Here is a 16,020-nt window from a genome sequence, read left to right on the forward strand (position 1 = left end):
AGTGTGCAAGTACGCAAGTATGGGGACATTAAAAAAATCCTCGTCCCAAGAGGGAGAGGAGTTAAAATAGGCTTAAAACCTATATCCACTCGCCCCTTGACTATCTCTCTGGATAGCATTTAAAGGGTAAAGTCTCATTTTGTTCGTTTGTATTATTTAACTTGGATTTTTATCTTCCCGTTCCAGTAAGAGTACATCCTCGTCCCCATCTACTTCCTGCAAACGAACCGCTACAATTTCCCGACTTGACGTGGGAAGGTTTTTGCCGACATAATCTGCACGTATGGGCAACTCCCGATGTCCTCGATCCACTAGAACTGCCAATTGTATGCGCTCTGGCCTTCCTAAATCCATCGTCGCATCTAATGCTGCACGAGCCGTCCTCCCAGTATAGAGCACATCATCGATCAGAATTACACATTTCCCTTCAATGCTCACAGGAACATCCGTTTCGTGAACCACAGGATGAATATCAATAGTACTTAAGTCATCACGATAAAGTGTGATATCCAGAATTCCGAGAGGAAGCTTTACTCCTTCAAATTCCTCAATGTATTGTTGAATTCGCTCCGCTAAAGGCACCCCTCGACGACGAATCCCCACTAAAACCAGTTTATCAGTCCCTTTATTTTTTTCCACGATCTCGTGTGCAATACGGGTAATCGCTCGTCGAATCCCATCAGCATCTAAAATTTTACTTTTAACGATTCCTTCCAAGGCTCAACTATCTCCTTTCCCCCTATGGCTTATCCTTCGGTCCGCAGATTTGAAAGAAATGTACAAAAAAACTGTCTGAATAGCAGACAGTCTCCCTAACTTCCGTCTGCCTTCCCAAGCCTCTCAGGACTTCATTAAAGGCCATAACACTTTCACTAAGTTTACTTCAGGATAGTCTAAAAGTCAATGCAAGATGCCCCACTCCTCCTCAACTTTTCAATGAGGGCTGCAAATCTTTCGGGCACAGGGGCATCAAACTTCATCCATACCCCACTGCGCGGATGTTCAAATCCCAAATGTGCAGCATGAAGCATTTGCCCTTGTAGGCCATACCTATTCTTTTTCGGCCCATACACGGGGTCCCCGAGAACTGGATGTTTGACATAGGCCATATGAACACGGATCTGATGAGTCCGACCAGTCTCTAAACGCACTTCCAGATAGGTACTCTCATTAAAACGTTCTAATACAGTATAATGCGAGACGGCAGATTTCGAATGAAGCATCACCACGGCCATGCGCTTACGGTCCGATGGGTCTCGTCCAATGGGCGCGTCTACAGTCCCAGAAGGTTCGGATACCACCCCGTGGACTAACGCCAAATATTTCCGATTCATAGTATGCTCTTTAAGTTGAGCAGCGAGCCCTTGATGGGCGACATCATTCTTAGCCACCACCAAAATCCCCGATGTATCTTTGTCAATACGATGTACAATCCCTGGACGTAATACCCCGTTAATACCCGAAAGATTATGACAATGATATAACAAGGCATTAACCAGGGTTCCCGACCATGCCCCCGGTGCCGGATGAACTACCATACCCTGGGGTTTATTCACAACCAAAACATCTTCATCCTCATACAGAATCTCGATCGGGATATTTTCCGGTTCGGCCGTTGACTTGCTTGCAGAAGGAAGCTCCACTTCAATCTTGTCACCCAGGCGCACCCTATAATTCGCTTTTTTGGCTGAGCCATTAACTTTTATACATTCTTGAGCAATGATTCCTTGAACAAAAGACCTGCTCTTTCCCAGAACATCAGTCACCCCAACGTCTAGGCGAATTCCTTCGGGAAGTTCAAACGTCTCCTTTTCAGACGATAGATCAACACCTACAAACGAATTTCTCTCATCAAAAACTTGTTCGTCTAATTCAAGATCCTCCAGAGCTACTTCATTTAGTATTTCGTCCATTCACTTACCCCGCCAATTCTTCAACCGTTTATTTTTCTGATACAGATTTAGCTTGAGCCTTTTCTTGCTGATATAAGTTGAAAATAAGTAATCCTACGCCTACAACTATCATACTATCCGCAAAATTGAAGACAAACGGCCAGATCTGGAAATCCAGATAATCCACCACACGCCCAATAACGAGTCTATCATACAAGTTTCCTAGTGCCCCGCCTCCTATCATTCCTAAAGACAGACGCATAAGCACTTCACTGCGTGGAATACGAAACTGTCCATATATTACCCCGCCAACCACTATCAACGCGGTAACGACAAAAATCCAGGTCCGACCGGCCATCAAGCCGAATGCCGCGCCTGGATTTAAAACAAACGTCAGATGAAATACTTTGGGGATGACTATCAGTGTCTCACCCGGAATAAAGTGCGTTTGAACCAACACTTTGAATAAGCGATCAAGAATCCACACCCCGATCATAGCAAGCCAAACCACCACCTGACTAACCTCCCCTGCTCTTTTCCTCATCTTAACACAGGGCACGAAGCAGGGCAAACTATTCATTTTTTAAACACTGTCTAGCATCAATTTCCAGGCCAGACCTCCCTGCTGGCTCAGCACCAGCAAGAATGACAATAAGGGTGGTGTGGTGCCAAGCGAATAGCAATGGAGCGTGTGTGAACAGACTAAGACACTTCCTCCCCCGATGAACGAAGCAGAAGAACCGTCCCCGTGCTTCCTACTTGCTATAGTGAATTGTATTCCCCCGTCCTTCCGGTTCCCTTTCAGTTTCAAGGGTTTCAATATATTGTACTGCCCCAATCACTTCATCTGCATCTTCGTATACGTCATTTGGATCCGAGACATCTCTATTTGTCCCTAAATCTTGAGCAGTATCTGAGGTTCCATAACGGGCCACTGCCTGCCAAGAATCTTCACCATCAAATTCTACCCGATCCGTGCCATCGTTGAAAGTTCTTGAAAAGGGGCGATTCAAAATTTCGTTCTCTACCGGTTCGCGATGTAACGAGTGTTGCTCTTCCTTCTCCTCCTCGCGACTGCATTCAGTGCATACGGTAGTGTAGGGCAAGGCTTCGAGTCGTTCAAAGGGGATTTCGCGCCCACAATGTTCACATATACCATATTCTCCCTTTTTGGAGCGTTCCAATGCAGCGTCAATCGCTTCAACTCTGTGGAGCAGACGATCATGTTCAGCGACATCCTGAGACCGCTGATAAACCTCTGTGCCAATATCTGCAGGATGATTGTCTAAAACTGACAATTCACCCAAGGACTCTCTCATATCTCCATTAATAAGCTCAGTCGCGGTTTCGATCGAATCTTTTCTCTCTTCGCGGAGAGTATCGATTAGTTTAGTGTAACTCATCTGTTCTTTCATAAACTCGCCCTCCTATCGTATCTAAGGCTGTTGAACGTACTTACTCAGTTCTGCAATAAACCCTCCAATGACCGGTAAATTCAGCACAACTATTCGTTTTAATAGGAAATAAGCGACTCCTGCAAGAGCCCCAGCTCCTAAGGCCGTTCCCAGCCCCCGCACAAGACCGGTAAGGAAATTATACCAAAGTAGACGTCCTGGACGATTCAGATACGCGATGTATTCAGCCAATCTCATCTTTTCTAGAGTCTCTGCCAATAATGTGACCTGATGCCTTAGGTCGATCCACTCCTGAACTTTCAAGGAAATGGTTTTTTCGGCACTCGCAGACTGAAATGTTATGACTTTATCTTGTTCATCAGAAGCGGTCACCTTATTCACCTCGTATTAAAACTCCATTTCAGTGTTCCCATCAGTTGTAGAATTTACACTGTAATTTAACAAAAATCTCGACTTATTCCTTCCACGTCATCAGAAGGCCGAATGCCCATAAAGAAAACTTGGCTAACGCCAAGCCTTGGCGAAGGCGGTCGCCCTAGTTGCACTTATGCCACCCGAAACTTATACTTTCTGACTGGTATAAAAAAGAAAAGAGCCTTCGCGCAACCCGCGAAAGCCCTTAATTCTCTTTAAATCATCATTTATGAAGATTCCTTCACCCCAATAGGTAAAAAATAAATTCCTCAATCTGTTGAGACTTCAAGTTGCTGGCCATTTTTCAAACCAAAAGCGTTTCCTTCATCCGTATCAAGATGCAGATCTAATTCATAATTAGAGTTAACTCTAACCAGTACATGGTCCAGGCTACCTCCCCTTGGACCTGGGACTGCGACTCGGACATGATCCCCATCCTTCAAGGAATACTCTGCAGCTTCTTCTGGAGTCATATGAATATGTCGAGCGGCAACAATCACCCCTTGATCCAAGTGAACGCGCCCCTTCGGACCCTCAACATCCACTCCTGGGGTTTCCTCTAGCTTTCCTGAATCTCGAACAGGTGGTTTCACCCCTATTTTGAAGGTGTCCGTTGCAGAAAGCTCCACTTGCGAAGCTTTCCTTGCAGGTCCCAAAATTCGAACACCTGGCATCGTACCTTTAGGTCCGATAAGCGTTACTGTCTCTTCACAAGCAAACTGGCCCGGCTGACTGAGGTCTTTAGTTTTGGTCAAAGTGTATCCGGGCCCAAAAAGAGCTTCAATATGTTCTTGGGACAAATGAATGTGTCGGTTCGAAATTCCTACGGAAACTTTAAAACTTGCCATGATTTCATCAACCTCCCTATTCGATAGTATACTACCGAACAAAATAAAGAAAACTTGACTTGTGCGCCAAGCGTTCACTTTGTCTGCACCCTGTGCCACCCGAAACTTATACTTTCTGTTTGGTACAAACAATGCGTTGCTTGTAGTATACTCCATTTCGTCGAAAAACGACATTAATTTTGTCCTTTTTTACAAATAATTATGGGCAAAGCCACTTCCTCCCCCATCGTTTATCCCTTCGTCAACCAAACAATTTCTCCCTCTTCAAGGACTGGGATAATTGGCAAAATATTCGGGGTGGAACAATAAACCAAATCACGTTCGAGGCCTAGAGACATGAGCCTTTGTCCGTGAGCCGAGTTGCGAATCATATCTACAAGCTGATTTTCTGAACTGCGATATAAAATTCGTGCTGCTTCTCCTAAATCATTGAGAACAACATTGGTACCTAAAGCTTCGATCATCATTCCCGCGCAAAGCGTATCTGGAAGATCAAACCGTTCTTCTGTACCCGCACAAAACACAACAATCCCTTGAAATTTACAGTCAGTTTGAAATTGACGTAAGATAGCCAACACGATACTCTGCATATTTAAAAAAGAAGCCATCCAGATCAAAGGCGCTGCGCTTGCATCTCGTATTGCCCTTGTACCGTTGGTCGTCGTCATAACAATTCTTTTGCCACCCACTTTTTCCGGAACATAATCAAAGGGTGAATTGCCTAGATCAAACCCTTCTATTGGCAGCGCATGGCGCTCGCCCCCCAATAATGATCCAGGAAGGGTTAAACGTTTTTCCAAAGCTTCCTCAGGCGTAAGCGCCGGAATAATGGCCTGACACCCATTGGCCAATGCTGTTACCATAGTACTTGTGGCTCTCAAAACATCAATCACAATGACTAATTTATCTTCAAGGTAAGGTATTCGCGGTGATCCCGCACTCGGTAGTACTTCAATTTGTATGTGATTACCCCCATCCATCGTACTCTAAAAGCATTACCCATAGTTCTACACCTAGAAATTCCCCTTTTACCCTTAAGATTCAACTTTTTATCTAGAAGTCCTGCAAGTTGTTCAAAAAATTACAATCTTCCTAACGCTTTTTAGTCCAAGCCTCGGACTGATATTTTGAAAGTACTTCTTCCATCATCGTCTGTTCCAGATCCGTCAATTGACTTTGCAGGAAATCGATTCCCATAATGGCACAGAATCCAGCACAGATTTCCCGTTCCAACTCTTCCCTCGCAATCGGACGCGTCCAAACTTCATCTAATGCGCAGGCTTTGGCCTTAAATCCTGTTAGTAATCTCTGACGGATTTCTTCACTGGAAAACTTCAGAAGCCGAAAGAGAAGATCTGAATCCATATGCAGAAGGATAGAACCATGCTGCAAAAGCATCCCCTCTTTCCGCATCTGGGCACTTCCCACAAGCTTGCGCCCTCCAACCACCAGTTCATACCAAGAAGGGGCATCAAAACACGCTGAAGAAGTGGCTCCTCCAGTTCCACCGGAAGCCACCATTTCAGCAGGAACTCCCAGATTCTGAAGTCCCATTGACAAAGCTTGGCTAATTTTTAAGTAAGATTGTACTACTGTTCCAGAAACATTCGGATCATGCTCTGGAGCAATAAGACTGTAAGTCAGTTCGTATTGGTGCAAAACAGCCCTTCCACCTGTTGTTCGGCGAACAATATCAATTCCTTCCAACTGACAAGCCTCTTCATCGACCTCTCTATGGTAACTCTGAGCATACCCTAGCGAAAGGGTCGCTGGTTTCCAGCCATAAAACCGGAGCAAGGGTTGGGGATTCACCATGCTGGCCATGGTTAATAATAGAGCTTCATCAATGGCCATGTTCTCTGCTCCAGAAAACACATTATAAGGTAAATAACGCCAGGTCGTCATACTCCTTCCCCTCCTCGCTTAGTCTCATCAGACTCCTTCGATCCCGTTTCTTCGACATGTGCCCATGCCTGTTCGATCTCTTCCGGGGTCAATGTCCTAGGGTAATTATAGAGTTCTTTTCCTGGAGTTTCGTTATAATACGGGCGATTGCAACCCGAACAACCGGACGTTTGAAACGGTTCCCCACCCCTCTTTACCTGAAGCTCGTTCACATCGAGACCAAAATGAATAAGTTTACCGTCTTGAAATCCAAATTGTTCCGTCCTCGCCAAACCATGCCGGATCAAATCATGGGCGACCTGCACCCTTCGGTAAAGCGACATCTCAGGCTGTTTACGCCCTTCCATTCGTGTCCCTTTGACGGGTGTGAAAGCAAATAGTGCCACGGTTATTCCTAGGTCATACATGGACTGAAGGCACGTGACCATTTCCTCTTCACTTTCTCCCAATCCAACAATTAAGTGTGTCGCCATATGGCCGGGGAATTTTTTTACGGACTCACTCAATAAAGCAAAGCGCTCCTCCCATGATCCATCTTTACTTTGAGCATAGATTTCCGGAGTTGCTGCGTCTAAAGCAATGCTAATATGATCAACCCCGAGATCAAGAAGTTCTTTTACTTCCTCAAGGGTGCGTGGACCGGCTGAAACGCAGATGGGAAGATGGGTTTGAGTTTGCACGGATTTAACCCATTCCTTCGTTTCCTCTAAAGCGGCCTTGTCCTGGACAACTTGAAAGCAAATTCGCTGCAACACGGTTTGGCTGTCAGCATAGGCTAACCCTTGAAGAACCTCTTCATCTTCGAATTTTGGCCAACTGACCCTTGAAAGAAGGTCTGCGCGAGCACTGCTCTCACGAGCTTGCGTACAAAAGGCGCAGTTGAAACGGCAACGTTCCCCGACCATCAGGTAGGCGGTTGTCGGCAAGGCATCCACTTTAAGCTTTTTTAACCCTAATACTTTAGCCGTACCCATAGAACAGCGGATCATCATAACGCACAACACTCCTCTCCACGAATCACTCTTAATCCTAATTCATCCGCCACGCGGCGCGCCCCCGGAGTCGGTATGACGAGCCGATTTATTCCTAGGGCAACTGCCGCTTCATCTAAAACTAGACGATACCTTCCCTTCGGTCGCATGCATCCTAAGGCTAGAGGTACGTCAGGAAAACGAATTCTGGCCTGAGCCAAAAAGCGAACCACTTCCTCTGCGGGAAGCGGTTGCCGTTGGGCGTAGCGTGTCCCGGGAGTTGGGATAAAAACATTAAAAATCAGGCCATCGAATCCTAACTCCTGAAGCGCATCTAAGGCCTTTTCCTCTCCGCACCATTCTCCCCCTTTCAGACCCAGGGTTAAATGCGGCATGACTGGCACGACTTCTCGCAGCCCAAGGTAAACGCGACGATAATCTTCCGGCCCCTGTTGAAGTCCATAGACCTCCTGAATCGTTGCTCGGTCTGCGACAAAATCAAACGAAACGACGTCCGCTAAACCTTTCAATAGGGCGACTTCATCTCGATCCAGTAACCCAACATGAAAATTCAAACGTACGTCTTGTTTAAGTTTGTGTAGAAATTCTAAGTGTTGAGCAAATGGGACTTTCCCTTCGGAAGTACACCCACCACTTACAAGTGCGCTGCGAAAGGGGTAGCTAGAATTAAGGTCTCCATGGATTTGAATTTCACCTACGGTGCGCATACCCTTAAGATAGTGTCCCCCACAATGAGCACAATTCAAGGCACAGGACTGACCAGTTAGGGTAATACTCTCCGTCTGAGTCGGATATTCAAACACTATTTCGTCTGCAAAATGTGCCTTCCGGACCTTCCAAGCCTGTTGAACCAAGGTTTTTGCATCATATTGATCCATCTCTTATTCCTCACTCATTTGGAAAAAGCCGCCCTTTGCGAGCGGCATTTTACTTATTACTTTTAGTACTTTAGCTTACAGACTGTTTACCCGTCGTCCGCCTTACTACTCTTTCCTCCAACGCAAATTCGGCTTCCGTACCGCACCCACTTCATCTAACCTAGTCACCAACGTGGTATAAGGTGCATTCTTAACAAGATCGGGATTATTTCGAGCTTCCTCCGCTATTTTGATGAGGACCTGTGCAAATTCATCCAGCGTTTCAACGCTTTCGGTTTCCGTGGGCTCAATCATCATAGCTTCTTCAACAATCATCGGGAAATATATGGTCGGTGGATGATAGCCATAATCCAACAAACGCTTGGCGATATCTAAGGTATGAACCCCCGTAGTTTTCAGGCTTTTTGGAGTAATCACAAATTCATGCTTGCAAACACGGTCAAACGGCAGGAAATAGTGTTCCTTGAGAATGCTCATCAGATAATTAGCATTGATAACCGCATTTTCCGATGCCGACTTCAACCCTTCTCCGCCAAGGCCTCGTATGTAGGCATAGGCCTTAACCAAAACAGAGAAGTTGGCATAAAACGAGCGTACTCGACCAATGGAAAGTGGTAGGTTCTCCTCCAGTTTGAATGTCCCATCCTCACACCGGATTACCATCGGCTTCGGCAGAAACGGGGTCAGAAATTCTTTGACTCCAACTGGACCAGCTCCCGGGCCTCCACCCCCATGGGGTGTAGCAAACGTTTTGTGTAAATTGAGGTGTACAACGTCAAAACCCATATCCCCTGGGCGTGCGAGACCCATAATTGCATTGGTATTCGCTCCGTCGTAGTATAATAATCCTCCCACATCATGAATCAGCTTCGTAATTTCTAAGATATTTTCATCGAAGAGACCCACCGTATTAGGATTTGTCAGCATGAGGGCCGCAACCTCGTCGTTAACAACCTTTTTCAACTCCTCCAGATCAACCCCGCCTCGTTCATTGGAAGGTACCTGAATTATATCATACCCTGCCATCGCCGCAGTCGCGGGATTCGTCCCATGAGCTGAGTCGGGAACAATCACCTTTGTGCGTTTATTATCCCCACGGTGGTTATGATAGGCTTTAATAATTAACATACCCGTCATTTCTCCGTGAGCACCAGCAGCCGGTTGGAGAGTAAAAGCATCCATTCCTGCTAATTCACAGAGATCCTCTTGAAGTTCCGCCATAAGTTGCAAAGCCCCTTGAGTCAACGTTTCAGGTTGGTAGGGGTGAAGAGCTGTGAAGCCAGGGAGGCGTGCTAACATTTCATTGACTTTTGGATTATACTTCATTGTACATGATCCTAGGGGGTAAAATCCAGTGTCCACACCGTGGTTAAACGTGGAAAGACGTGTAAAGTGACGAACTACATCCACTTCCGAAAGCTCCGGGAGATTGGGTTCCTGCTGCGCCAGTAAATAATCGGGAATAAGCATTTCGACTGGAACCTCCGGGACATCACAAGCAGGTAAGCTGACCGCAGTTCGCTCATCGGCACTGAGATCGAAAATTAGCAATTCTAATGCTTTCATTGGATTTCCCCCAATCTGGCCACAAGCCGGTCAATATCAACTTTTCGCTTCGTCTCCGTCACACAGAAAAGGAGATGATGATCCAGTTCCGAGTAGAACCGCGCAAGATCAAGTCCGCCAATAATCTTATCCTTCAGGAGCAGGGCATTTATTTTAGCGGGTTCAATTGTCGTCTCAATCACAAATTCATGAAAGAACGGCCCCGCAAAGGCCAACCGCATCCCCGGAATTTTGGTAATTTCCCGAGCAGCATAGTGAGCATTTTGCAAATTGAGATACGCTAGTTCAATGACCCCTGTTTTTCCGAGCGCACTCAAATGCATGGTGAAAGCCAGTGCGCAGAGTGCCTCATTGGAACAAATGTTGGACGTGGCCTTTTCCCGTCGGATATGCTGTTCGCGAGCCTGAAGGGTTAACACATAGCCCTTTCTCCCGCTTTTGTCCGTGGTCGCCCCTACAATTCGCCCTGGCATCCGCCGGACAAACTTGTCACGAACTGCCAAAAACCCTAGATAAGGGCCCCCGAAATTAAGAGAATTACCGAAGGCTTGCCCTTCGCCCACCACAATATCTGCGCCACATTCTCCCGGAGACTTTAATAACCCCAAAGAGACAGGATTGACCGCCATGACCACAAGAGCTCCTTTGGCATGAGCAAGTTCTATGATTTCCTCCGCCGCTTCAATCCGTCCAAAGAAATTCGGATTCTGAACAAGGACACCCGCAATATCTTCTTGAAGCGCTGCTTCAAGGGCTGATCGATCTAGGGCACCGTCCTTATAAGGAATTTCTATGAGTTCCACACCTCGGGGTGGTAGATAAGTCTTGAGTACTTCGCGATATTCCGGATGCACGGTTTGCAAGACGAGCACCTTTTCCCGTCGTGTCGCATCACAGGTCATAAGAGCAGCTTCTGCCAAAGCCGAAGCCCCATCATACATAGAGGCATTGGCCACATCCATCCCGGTTAATTCGCAAACTAAAGTCTGATATTCATAGATGGCCTGTAGTGTCCCCTGACTAATCTCCGGTTGGTAAGGTGTATAGGCTGTGTAAAATTCAGAACGCAGCAATAATTGGTCCACAAAGCTGGGGATGTAATGTTCATAAGCTCCTGCTCCAAGATAAGAACTATAGTCCTCCACTGTTTTGTTAAGGTTCGCCAGTCCTTTGACATGCTTAACCAATTCCTGCTCTGACATTCCTCCACGAATCGCAAGCGGACGTTGCATGCGAATTTCCTCAGGTATATCCGCAAAAAGATCCTCAACCGACTTAACTCCGATACGGGCTAAAAGCCTCTCCTGTTGACTTTCGGTATTCGGTACAAAATTCATTCTAATGTTCCTCCTCTGCGAGAAAGGCTTCATATTCGTCAACCGTCATCATGCCTTTAAGAGGGGATAAATCGTCCACTTCAACCTTAATCAACCAACCTTCTCCATAGGGATCAGTGTTCAACAACTCAGGGGTTTCCAAGGCTAACGAATTCACCTCCACGACTTTTCCGCTGATTGAAGCCGTAAGATCAGAGACTGCTTTCACAGACTCCACCGTTCCATAGGATTTTCCGGCCGTCACCGTCGCGCCCTCATCAGGAAGTTCGACAAACACAACATCCCCAAGGCTTTCCTGCGCATGATCAGTAATCCCCAACGTCACGATGTTTCCCTCGACCTTGGCGTACTCATGCTCTTTGTTATACTTTAATTCTACTGGATTCATTAAAATCATCCTCCTAATATTTTTGTTATCTTGCCCTTGGGTATACAGATACATCTACTAATCTCAGACTTCGTGCCTCGATTAATTTCCTCGTTGGTAAAATAAAGTGGGAATCATTTTGGCTTGCACGGCTTTCCCGCGGATCATCACATCTAAAACATCCCCCTGAACGGCCAAATCCGAGCGAATCAGCCCCAAAGCAATGTTTTTATTGAGAGTCGGGGAGAATGAACCTGATGTGACAAATCCGATTTCTACTCCGTCTTTTTGTAGTGGGTAATGAGAACGAGCTATTCCCCGTCCAATCATTTCAAGGCCTACTAACTTGCGCGGTACCCCCTGTTCTTTTTGAGTTAGGAGTGCGTCCTTTCCAATGAAAGCGGCTTTATCTAATTTGACAAAGATACCAAGGCCTGCTTCTAACGGAGAAATTTCTGGCCCTAATTCATTGCCATACAAGGGTAGACGAGCTTCAAAACGCAACGTGTCACGAGCGCCCAAACCAATGGGCTGTACGCCTTCTGGTGCACCGATTTCTAAAACCTTCCGCCATAATTGTCTGCCATACTCCGGAGAAACATAGATTTCAAACCCATCTTCTCCCGTATACCCTGTGCGGGAGATTAGACACGGTACACCATCAACGTCTCCATGAGTAAACCCATAATATTTAATTTGTGCCAGATTAACGTTTGTAATACGTTGCAAAATTGTTTCAGCTAGTGGACCTTGAAGAGCAAGTTGCGCGTACTGATCGGAAACGTTCTCCACAACCACGTCGAATTCTTCAGTTTGTTCAACCATCCAAGCGTAATCCTTATCTGCGTTGGATGCATTCACAACGATAAAGAAATGTTCTTGATTATAGCGATAAACAAGCAGATCGTCCACAATTCCACCATTTGGATAACACATAGGAGAGTAGAGAATTTTTCCATCTACAAGCTTACTGGCATCATTGGTAATTAACATTTGTACAAAGGCCAGTGCTTCTTTCCCGCGAACATCGATCTCTCCCATATGAGAAACATCAAATAACCCTGCCTTTGTCCGAACCGCATGGTGTTCGTCAATCACGCCAGCATACTGGACAGGCATTTCCCATCCGCCAAAATCAATAAGTTTAGCCTTAGCTGCCAGATGTTCTTCATAAAGCGGAGTTCGTTTTGGTTCAACCATTAGTGGCACCTCCTTAATTTTGTCACATGCGTTTGCCCTTATGCCCCAGAGTGGATGCATAAAAAAGGACAGAGAAGGTGCATTATCGCACCTTCTCTGTCCTTTAACCTGAGAGATTCGCCGTAACCGGCTTCCCCTTTGGTGTTCTCATTTAAGAGAAACTCTCCAGAGTATCGTCATCTAGTAGTACCTTTGCCTGAGAGTTTCCCCCCTTGAAAGGCGATTCAAGGGATTTTCTCCTTCGGCGTCTGGTTTTCCCAGCTCTCTCCTACTAGTCTCATCCGATATGAGTTATATCATTATTCAATATAATATGCTTTTTCCACTGATTAGTCTACTGACTTTTTGCAAATTTCTAAGATATTAAGAAAAACTTACTTTTCTATCCTCGCACTTCGCAACTCGGATCTAAGTTAGGCTGCTAACCACGGTACTGCAACGCGGACAAATCGTCGGATGTTCTGAATTCTTTCCGACATCCTCATGAAACATCCAGCAACGCTCGCATTTTTCCCCTTTGGCTGGTTGAACAAGAATCCCCAAACCCTCGTGAACTTCCGCTGGTTGTACCCCTTCTGGCCTTTCTTCCTGGGGTCCATGCACAGTTAAGTTGGAAACAATAAAGATTTCTGCGAGATTCGGAACTTTTTGCAAGAATTCATACTGGGTTTCTGTCGGATAAAGATCCACCTGAGCAGTTAACGGATGATTGATCAATTTTTCCTGACGCGCCTTTTCCAATACTTTGGAAACATCCGCCCGCAACTCCAAGATCTGATCCCAAAGATCAGCTATCTTCTCGTTCATCCATTCAGAATTCACCTTTGGCATTTCTGAGATTTGGACATTCTCTGCGTTCTTATCTCCAGGAATATACGGCCAGATTTCTTCAGTCATAAACGACAAGATCGGAGCTAAGAGACGAGCCAGGGCATCAAGGACTTCGTATAAGACCGTCTGGGCGGAGCGACGAAGGAGTGATGTTTTTCCTTCAACATAAAGTCTGTCCTTAACTATATCCAGATAAACGGCGCTTAACTCGATGGTACAGAAATTATGAATCGTATGGTAAACCCAGTGGAATTCGTAAGTCTCATACCCAAGGAGCACGCGTTCAACCACTTTAGAAAGCTTAAGCAATGCCCACCGGTCAATTTCCTGAAGCTCTTGATACGTCACTTTATCCTTAGAAGGATCGAAATCATTGAGGTTACTCAGCAAGAAACGCAGGGTATTACGGATTTTACGATAGGCTTCAGACATTTGCTTCATAATGCGCGGAGAAGCGGCCACGTCATTCTTATAATCTACAGAACTAACCCAAAGCCGCAAAATGTCTGCACCCAATTCTTGTACAACTTTGAGAGGATCAACCCCATTACCCAGCGATTTAGACATCTTGCGCCCTTGCTCATCGACCACAAAGCCGTGGGTCAGTACGCTACGATAAGGAGCTTGACCAAAGGCGGCTACCGCCGTAGATAGAGAAGAATTGAACCAACCGCGGTGTTGATCTGAACCTTCTAGGTAGAGATCTGCTGGCCAAGAAAGTTCACTCCGCTGCTTCAAGACGCCAGCATGGCTTGTACCGGAATCAAACCAAACGTCCATGATATCCGTCTCTTTGCGGAATTTCGTACCACCACAGTCACAAGAGGTCCCTTCTGGCAATAATTCATTAGCAGAATGGGCGAACCAGGCATCTGACCCTTCTTGACGGAAAAAATCCTGGACTTTTGCGATGGTTTGGTCGTTCACCAACACTTTTCCACAATCCTCACAGTAGAAGATGGGAATAGGAACCCCCCAAGTTCTTTGCCGGGAAATACACCAGTCTCCTCGGTCTGCTATCATGTTATAGATCCGATCTCTTCCCCAAGCGGGAATCCAGCGAACCTTCTCAATCTCATCTAAAGCTACTTGGCGAAATCCATCAATGGAGGCAAACCATTGTTCTGTTGCTCGGAAAATGATCGGGCTCTTGCAACGCCAACAATGAGGATAACTGTGCTCAATCGTTTCCTCAAGCACAAGATCTCCGGTTTTCTTGAGGTCCTCCACAATCACAGGATTTGCCTTTCCAGTTTTAAGACCGACATACACCCCGCCTTCCGACGTAAATTTTCCTTGATGGTCAACGGGACATAAGACGGGTAACCCATATTTCTTCCCAACCAAAAAGTCATCTTCCCCATGGCCTGGTGCGGTATGAACACAGCCTGTACCGGCTTCTAAGGTAACATGTTCCCCGCAAATTACCACGGAGTCGCGGTCCATGAGCGGATTTCGACAAATCACACCTTCAAGTTTTTTGCCTGAGAGAGTCTTTTCAACTGGAAGTTCTAGCTTCCATAGGGAGCGTAAGGACTCCAACATCCCCTCAGCGACCACCCAATGTTCTTGCTGGGCGGTGACAACGGCATACGTTAACTCTGGGTGTACACTGATCGCGAGGTTTGCTGGCAAGGTCCAAGGAGTTGTCGTCCAAATGACCACGAAGGTATTCTCTTCGGCAAGGACGTTCAACCCATCGCGTACCGCAAATTTAACATAAATTGCCGTGGCCGGTTTATCCGCATATTCAATTTCTGCCTCGGCCAGTGCCGTCTCACAGGAAGGGCACCAGTAGACAGGTTTTAATCCTTTATAAATATAGCCTTTTTTGGTCATATCACCAAAAACCCCGATTTGAGCTGCCTCATACTCCTTTTGCAGGGTCAGGTAAGGATGTTCCCAATCCCCGCGTACTCCAAGCCGCTTAAATTCCTCACGCTGAATCCCCACATATTTCTCCGCATAGTCTTTACATTTCTGCCGGAATTCCAGTGCAGATACCGCATGACGGTTTACTCCCAATTTCTTAATGACTTGTTGTTCGATAGGAAGTCCATGGGTATCCCATCCCGGGACATAAGGCGCATCAAAGCCCATCATGGTCTTGTATTTGACGATGACATCTTTCAATACCTTATTGATGGCATGTCCAAGATGAATATCCCCGTTAGCATACGGTGGACCGTCATGAAGAATAAATTTCGGTCGTCCTGCACGTGCTTTCTGTACCTTTTCGTAAAGCTTTTCTTCTTCCCAAAACTTCAGGATTTCCGGTTCCCTTTGGGGAAGATTTCCCCGCATTGGGAAATCTGTTTCGGGTAAGTTAAGTGTCTTGCGATAGTCCATTGATGATTTCCTCCTTGTAAGATAGA

General features: G+C 46.1%; 15 protein-coding genes and 1 riboswitch. All 15 genes read right to left on the bottom strand.

Annotation, left to right across the window (positions count from 1 at the left end; genetic code table 11):
• Positions 1–156: 156 nt before the first annotated feature.
• The 15 genes from pyrR to ileS all read right to left on the bottom strand — a co-directional run bounded on the left by pyrR (position 157) and on the right by ileS (position 15,994).
• Positions 157–717, bottom strand: coding sequence for a bifunctional pyr operon transcriptional regulator/uracil phosphoribosyltransferase PyrR (pyrR, locus tag DSOL_RS03195; RefSeq protein WP_075363447.1), 561 nt, complete (start codon positions 715–717; stop codon positions 157–159).
• A 176-nt stretch (positions 718–893) separates the two neighbouring features.
• Positions 894–1,913: an RluA family pseudouridine synthase gene (locus tag DSOL_RS03200; RefSeq protein WP_075363448.1), complete on the bottom strand. Its 1,020-nt coding sequence runs from the start codon at positions 1,911–1,913 to the stop codon at positions 894–896.
• Positions 1,914–1,941: 28 nt separating this feature from the next.
• Positions 1,942–2,406 (bottom strand): signal peptidase II, encoded by a 465-nt coding sequence (gene lspA / locus DSOL_RS03205; RefSeq protein WP_075363449.1) that lies wholly within the window; start codon positions 2,404–2,406, stop codon positions 1,942–1,944.
• 241 nt (positions 2,407–2,647) lie between these two features.
• The gene (locus DSOL_RS03210) at positions 2,648–3,307 is read right to left on the bottom strand and encodes a TraR/DksA C4-type zinc finger protein (protein ID WP_075363450.1); all 660 of its coding nucleotides are present in this window, start codon (positions 3,305–3,307) and stop codon (positions 2,648–2,650) included.
• Positions 3,308–3,328: 21 nt separating this feature from the next.
• Positions 3,329–3,688, bottom strand: a complete 360-nt coding sequence (locus DSOL_RS03215) for a DUF5665 domain-containing protein (RefSeq protein ID WP_345788356.1) — start codon at positions 3,686–3,688, stop codon at positions 3,329–3,331.
• A gap of 302 nt (positions 3,689–3,990) precedes the next feature.
• The gene (pduL, locus tag DSOL_RS03220) at positions 3,991–4,569 is read right to left on the bottom strand and encodes a phosphate propanoyltransferase (protein WP_075363451.1); all 579 of its coding nucleotides are present in this window, start codon (positions 4,567–4,569) and stop codon (positions 3,991–3,993) included.
• Between the two features lie 230 nt (positions 4,570–4,799).
• Positions 4,800–5,531: a 2-phosphosulfolactate phosphatase gene (locus DSOL_RS03225; RefSeq protein ID WP_075363599.1), complete on the bottom strand. Its 732-nt coding sequence runs from the start codon at positions 5,529–5,531 to the stop codon at positions 4,800–4,802.
• A 130-nt stretch (positions 5,532–5,661) separates the two neighbouring features.
• On the bottom strand, positions 5,662–6,474 hold the full coding sequence (locus DSOL_RS03230; RefSeq protein WP_075363452.1) for a lipoate--protein ligase family protein: 813 nt from the start codon (positions 6,472–6,474) through the stop codon (positions 5,662–5,664).
• On the bottom strand, positions 6,471–7,466 hold the full coding sequence (lipS2, locus tag DSOL_RS03235) for a LipS2 family lipoyl synthase (RefSeq protein ID WP_235838673.1): 996 nt from the start codon (positions 7,464–7,466) through the stop codon (positions 6,471–6,473). The genes DSOL_RS03230 and lipS2 overlap by 4 nt, the downstream gene beginning before the upstream one ends.
• Entirely contained in the window at positions 7,463–8,344 is an 882-nt protein-coding gene (lipS1, locus tag DSOL_RS03240; RefSeq protein ID WP_075363453.1) for a LipS1 family lipoyl synthase, read from the bottom strand. The genes lipS2 and lipS1 overlap by 4 nt, the downstream gene beginning before the upstream one ends.
• 105 nt (positions 8,345–8,449) lie before the next feature.
• Entirely contained in the window at positions 8,450–9,910 is a 1,461-nt protein-coding gene (gene gcvPB, locus DSOL_RS03245) for an aminomethyl-transferring glycine dehydrogenase subunit GcvPB (protein WP_075363454.1), read from the bottom strand.
• Positions 9,907–11,247: an aminomethyl-transferring glycine dehydrogenase subunit GcvPA gene (gene gcvPA / locus DSOL_RS03250; protein ID WP_075363455.1), complete on the bottom strand. Its 1,341-nt coding sequence runs from the start codon at positions 11,245–11,247 to the stop codon at positions 9,907–9,909. The genes gcvPB and gcvPA overlap by 4 nt, the downstream gene beginning before the upstream one ends.
• 1 nt (position 11,248) lies before the next feature.
• Positions 11,249–11,635, bottom strand: coding sequence for a glycine cleavage system protein GcvH (gene gcvH, locus DSOL_RS03255; RefSeq protein ID WP_075363456.1), 387 nt, complete (start codon positions 11,633–11,635; stop codon positions 11,249–11,251).
• Between the two features lie 81 nt (positions 11,636–11,716).
• Positions 11,717–12,814: a glycine cleavage system aminomethyltransferase GcvT gene (gene gcvT, locus DSOL_RS03260; RefSeq protein WP_075363457.1), complete on the bottom strand. Its 1,098-nt coding sequence runs from the start codon at positions 12,812–12,814 to the stop codon at positions 11,717–11,719.
• 174 nt (positions 12,815–12,988) lie between these two features.
• Positions 12,989–13,095, bottom strand: a riboswitch (glycine riboswitch).
• A gap of 127 nt (positions 13,096–13,222) precedes the next feature.
• A complete protein-coding gene (ileS, locus tag DSOL_RS03265; RefSeq protein ID WP_075363458.1) occupies positions 13,223–15,994 on the bottom strand; it encodes an isoleucine--tRNA ligase in 2,772 nt (923 codons plus the stop codon).
• Between the last annotated feature and the right edge of the window lie 26 nt (positions 15,995–16,020).

The organism is Desulfosporosinus metallidurans (assembly GCF_001936615.1).
Lineage (GTDB): Bacteria > Bacillota > Desulfitobacteriia > Desulfitobacteriales > Desulfitobacteriaceae > Desulfosporosinus > Desulfosporosinus metallidurans.

What these genes read in the sequence shown, in the direction of transcription:
- DSOL_RS03200 (WP_075363448.1), bottom strand. Translation starts at nt 1,913, where the DNA reads ATGGACGAAATACTAAATGAAGTAGCTCTGGAGGATCTTGAATTAGAC.
- DSOL_RS03210 (WP_075363450.1), bottom strand. Translation starts at nt 3,307, where the DNA reads ATGAAAGAACAGATGAGTTACACTAAACTAATCGATACTCTCCGCGAA.
- pduL (WP_075363451.1), bottom strand. Translation starts at nt 4,569, where the DNA reads ATGGCAAGTTTTAAAGTTTCCGTAGGAATTTCGAACCGACACATTCAT.
- DSOL_RS03230 (WP_075363452.1), bottom strand. Translation starts at nt 6,474, where the DNA reads ATGACGACCTGGCGTTATTTACCTTATAATGTGTTTTCTGGAGCAGAG.
- lipS2 (WP_235838673.1), bottom strand. Translation starts at nt 7,466, where the DNA reads ATGATGATCCGCTGTTCTATGGGTACGGCTAAAGTATTAGGGTTAAAA.
- lipS1 (WP_075363453.1), bottom strand. Translation starts at nt 8,344, where the DNA reads ATGGATCAATATGATGCAAAAACCTTGGTTCAACAGGCTTGGAAGGTC.
- gcvPB (WP_075363454.1), bottom strand. Translation starts at nt 9,910, where the DNA reads ATGAAAGCATTAGAATTGCTAATTTTCGATCTCAGTGCCGATGAGCGA.
- gcvPA (WP_075363455.1), bottom strand. Translation starts at nt 11,247, where the DNA reads ATGAATTTTGTACCGAATACCGAAAGTCAACAGGAGAGGCTTTTAGCC.
- gcvH (WP_075363456.1), bottom strand. Translation starts at nt 11,635, where the DNA reads ATGAATCCAGTAGAATTAAAGTATAACAAAGAGCATGAGTACGCCAAG.
- gcvT (WP_075363457.1), bottom strand. Translation starts at nt 12,814, where the DNA reads ATGGTTGAACCAAAACGAACTCCGCTTTATGAAGAACATCTGGCAGCT.
- ileS (WP_075363458.1), bottom strand. Translation starts at nt 15,994, where the DNA reads ATGGACTATCGCAAGACACTTAACTTACCCGAAACAGATTTCCCAATG.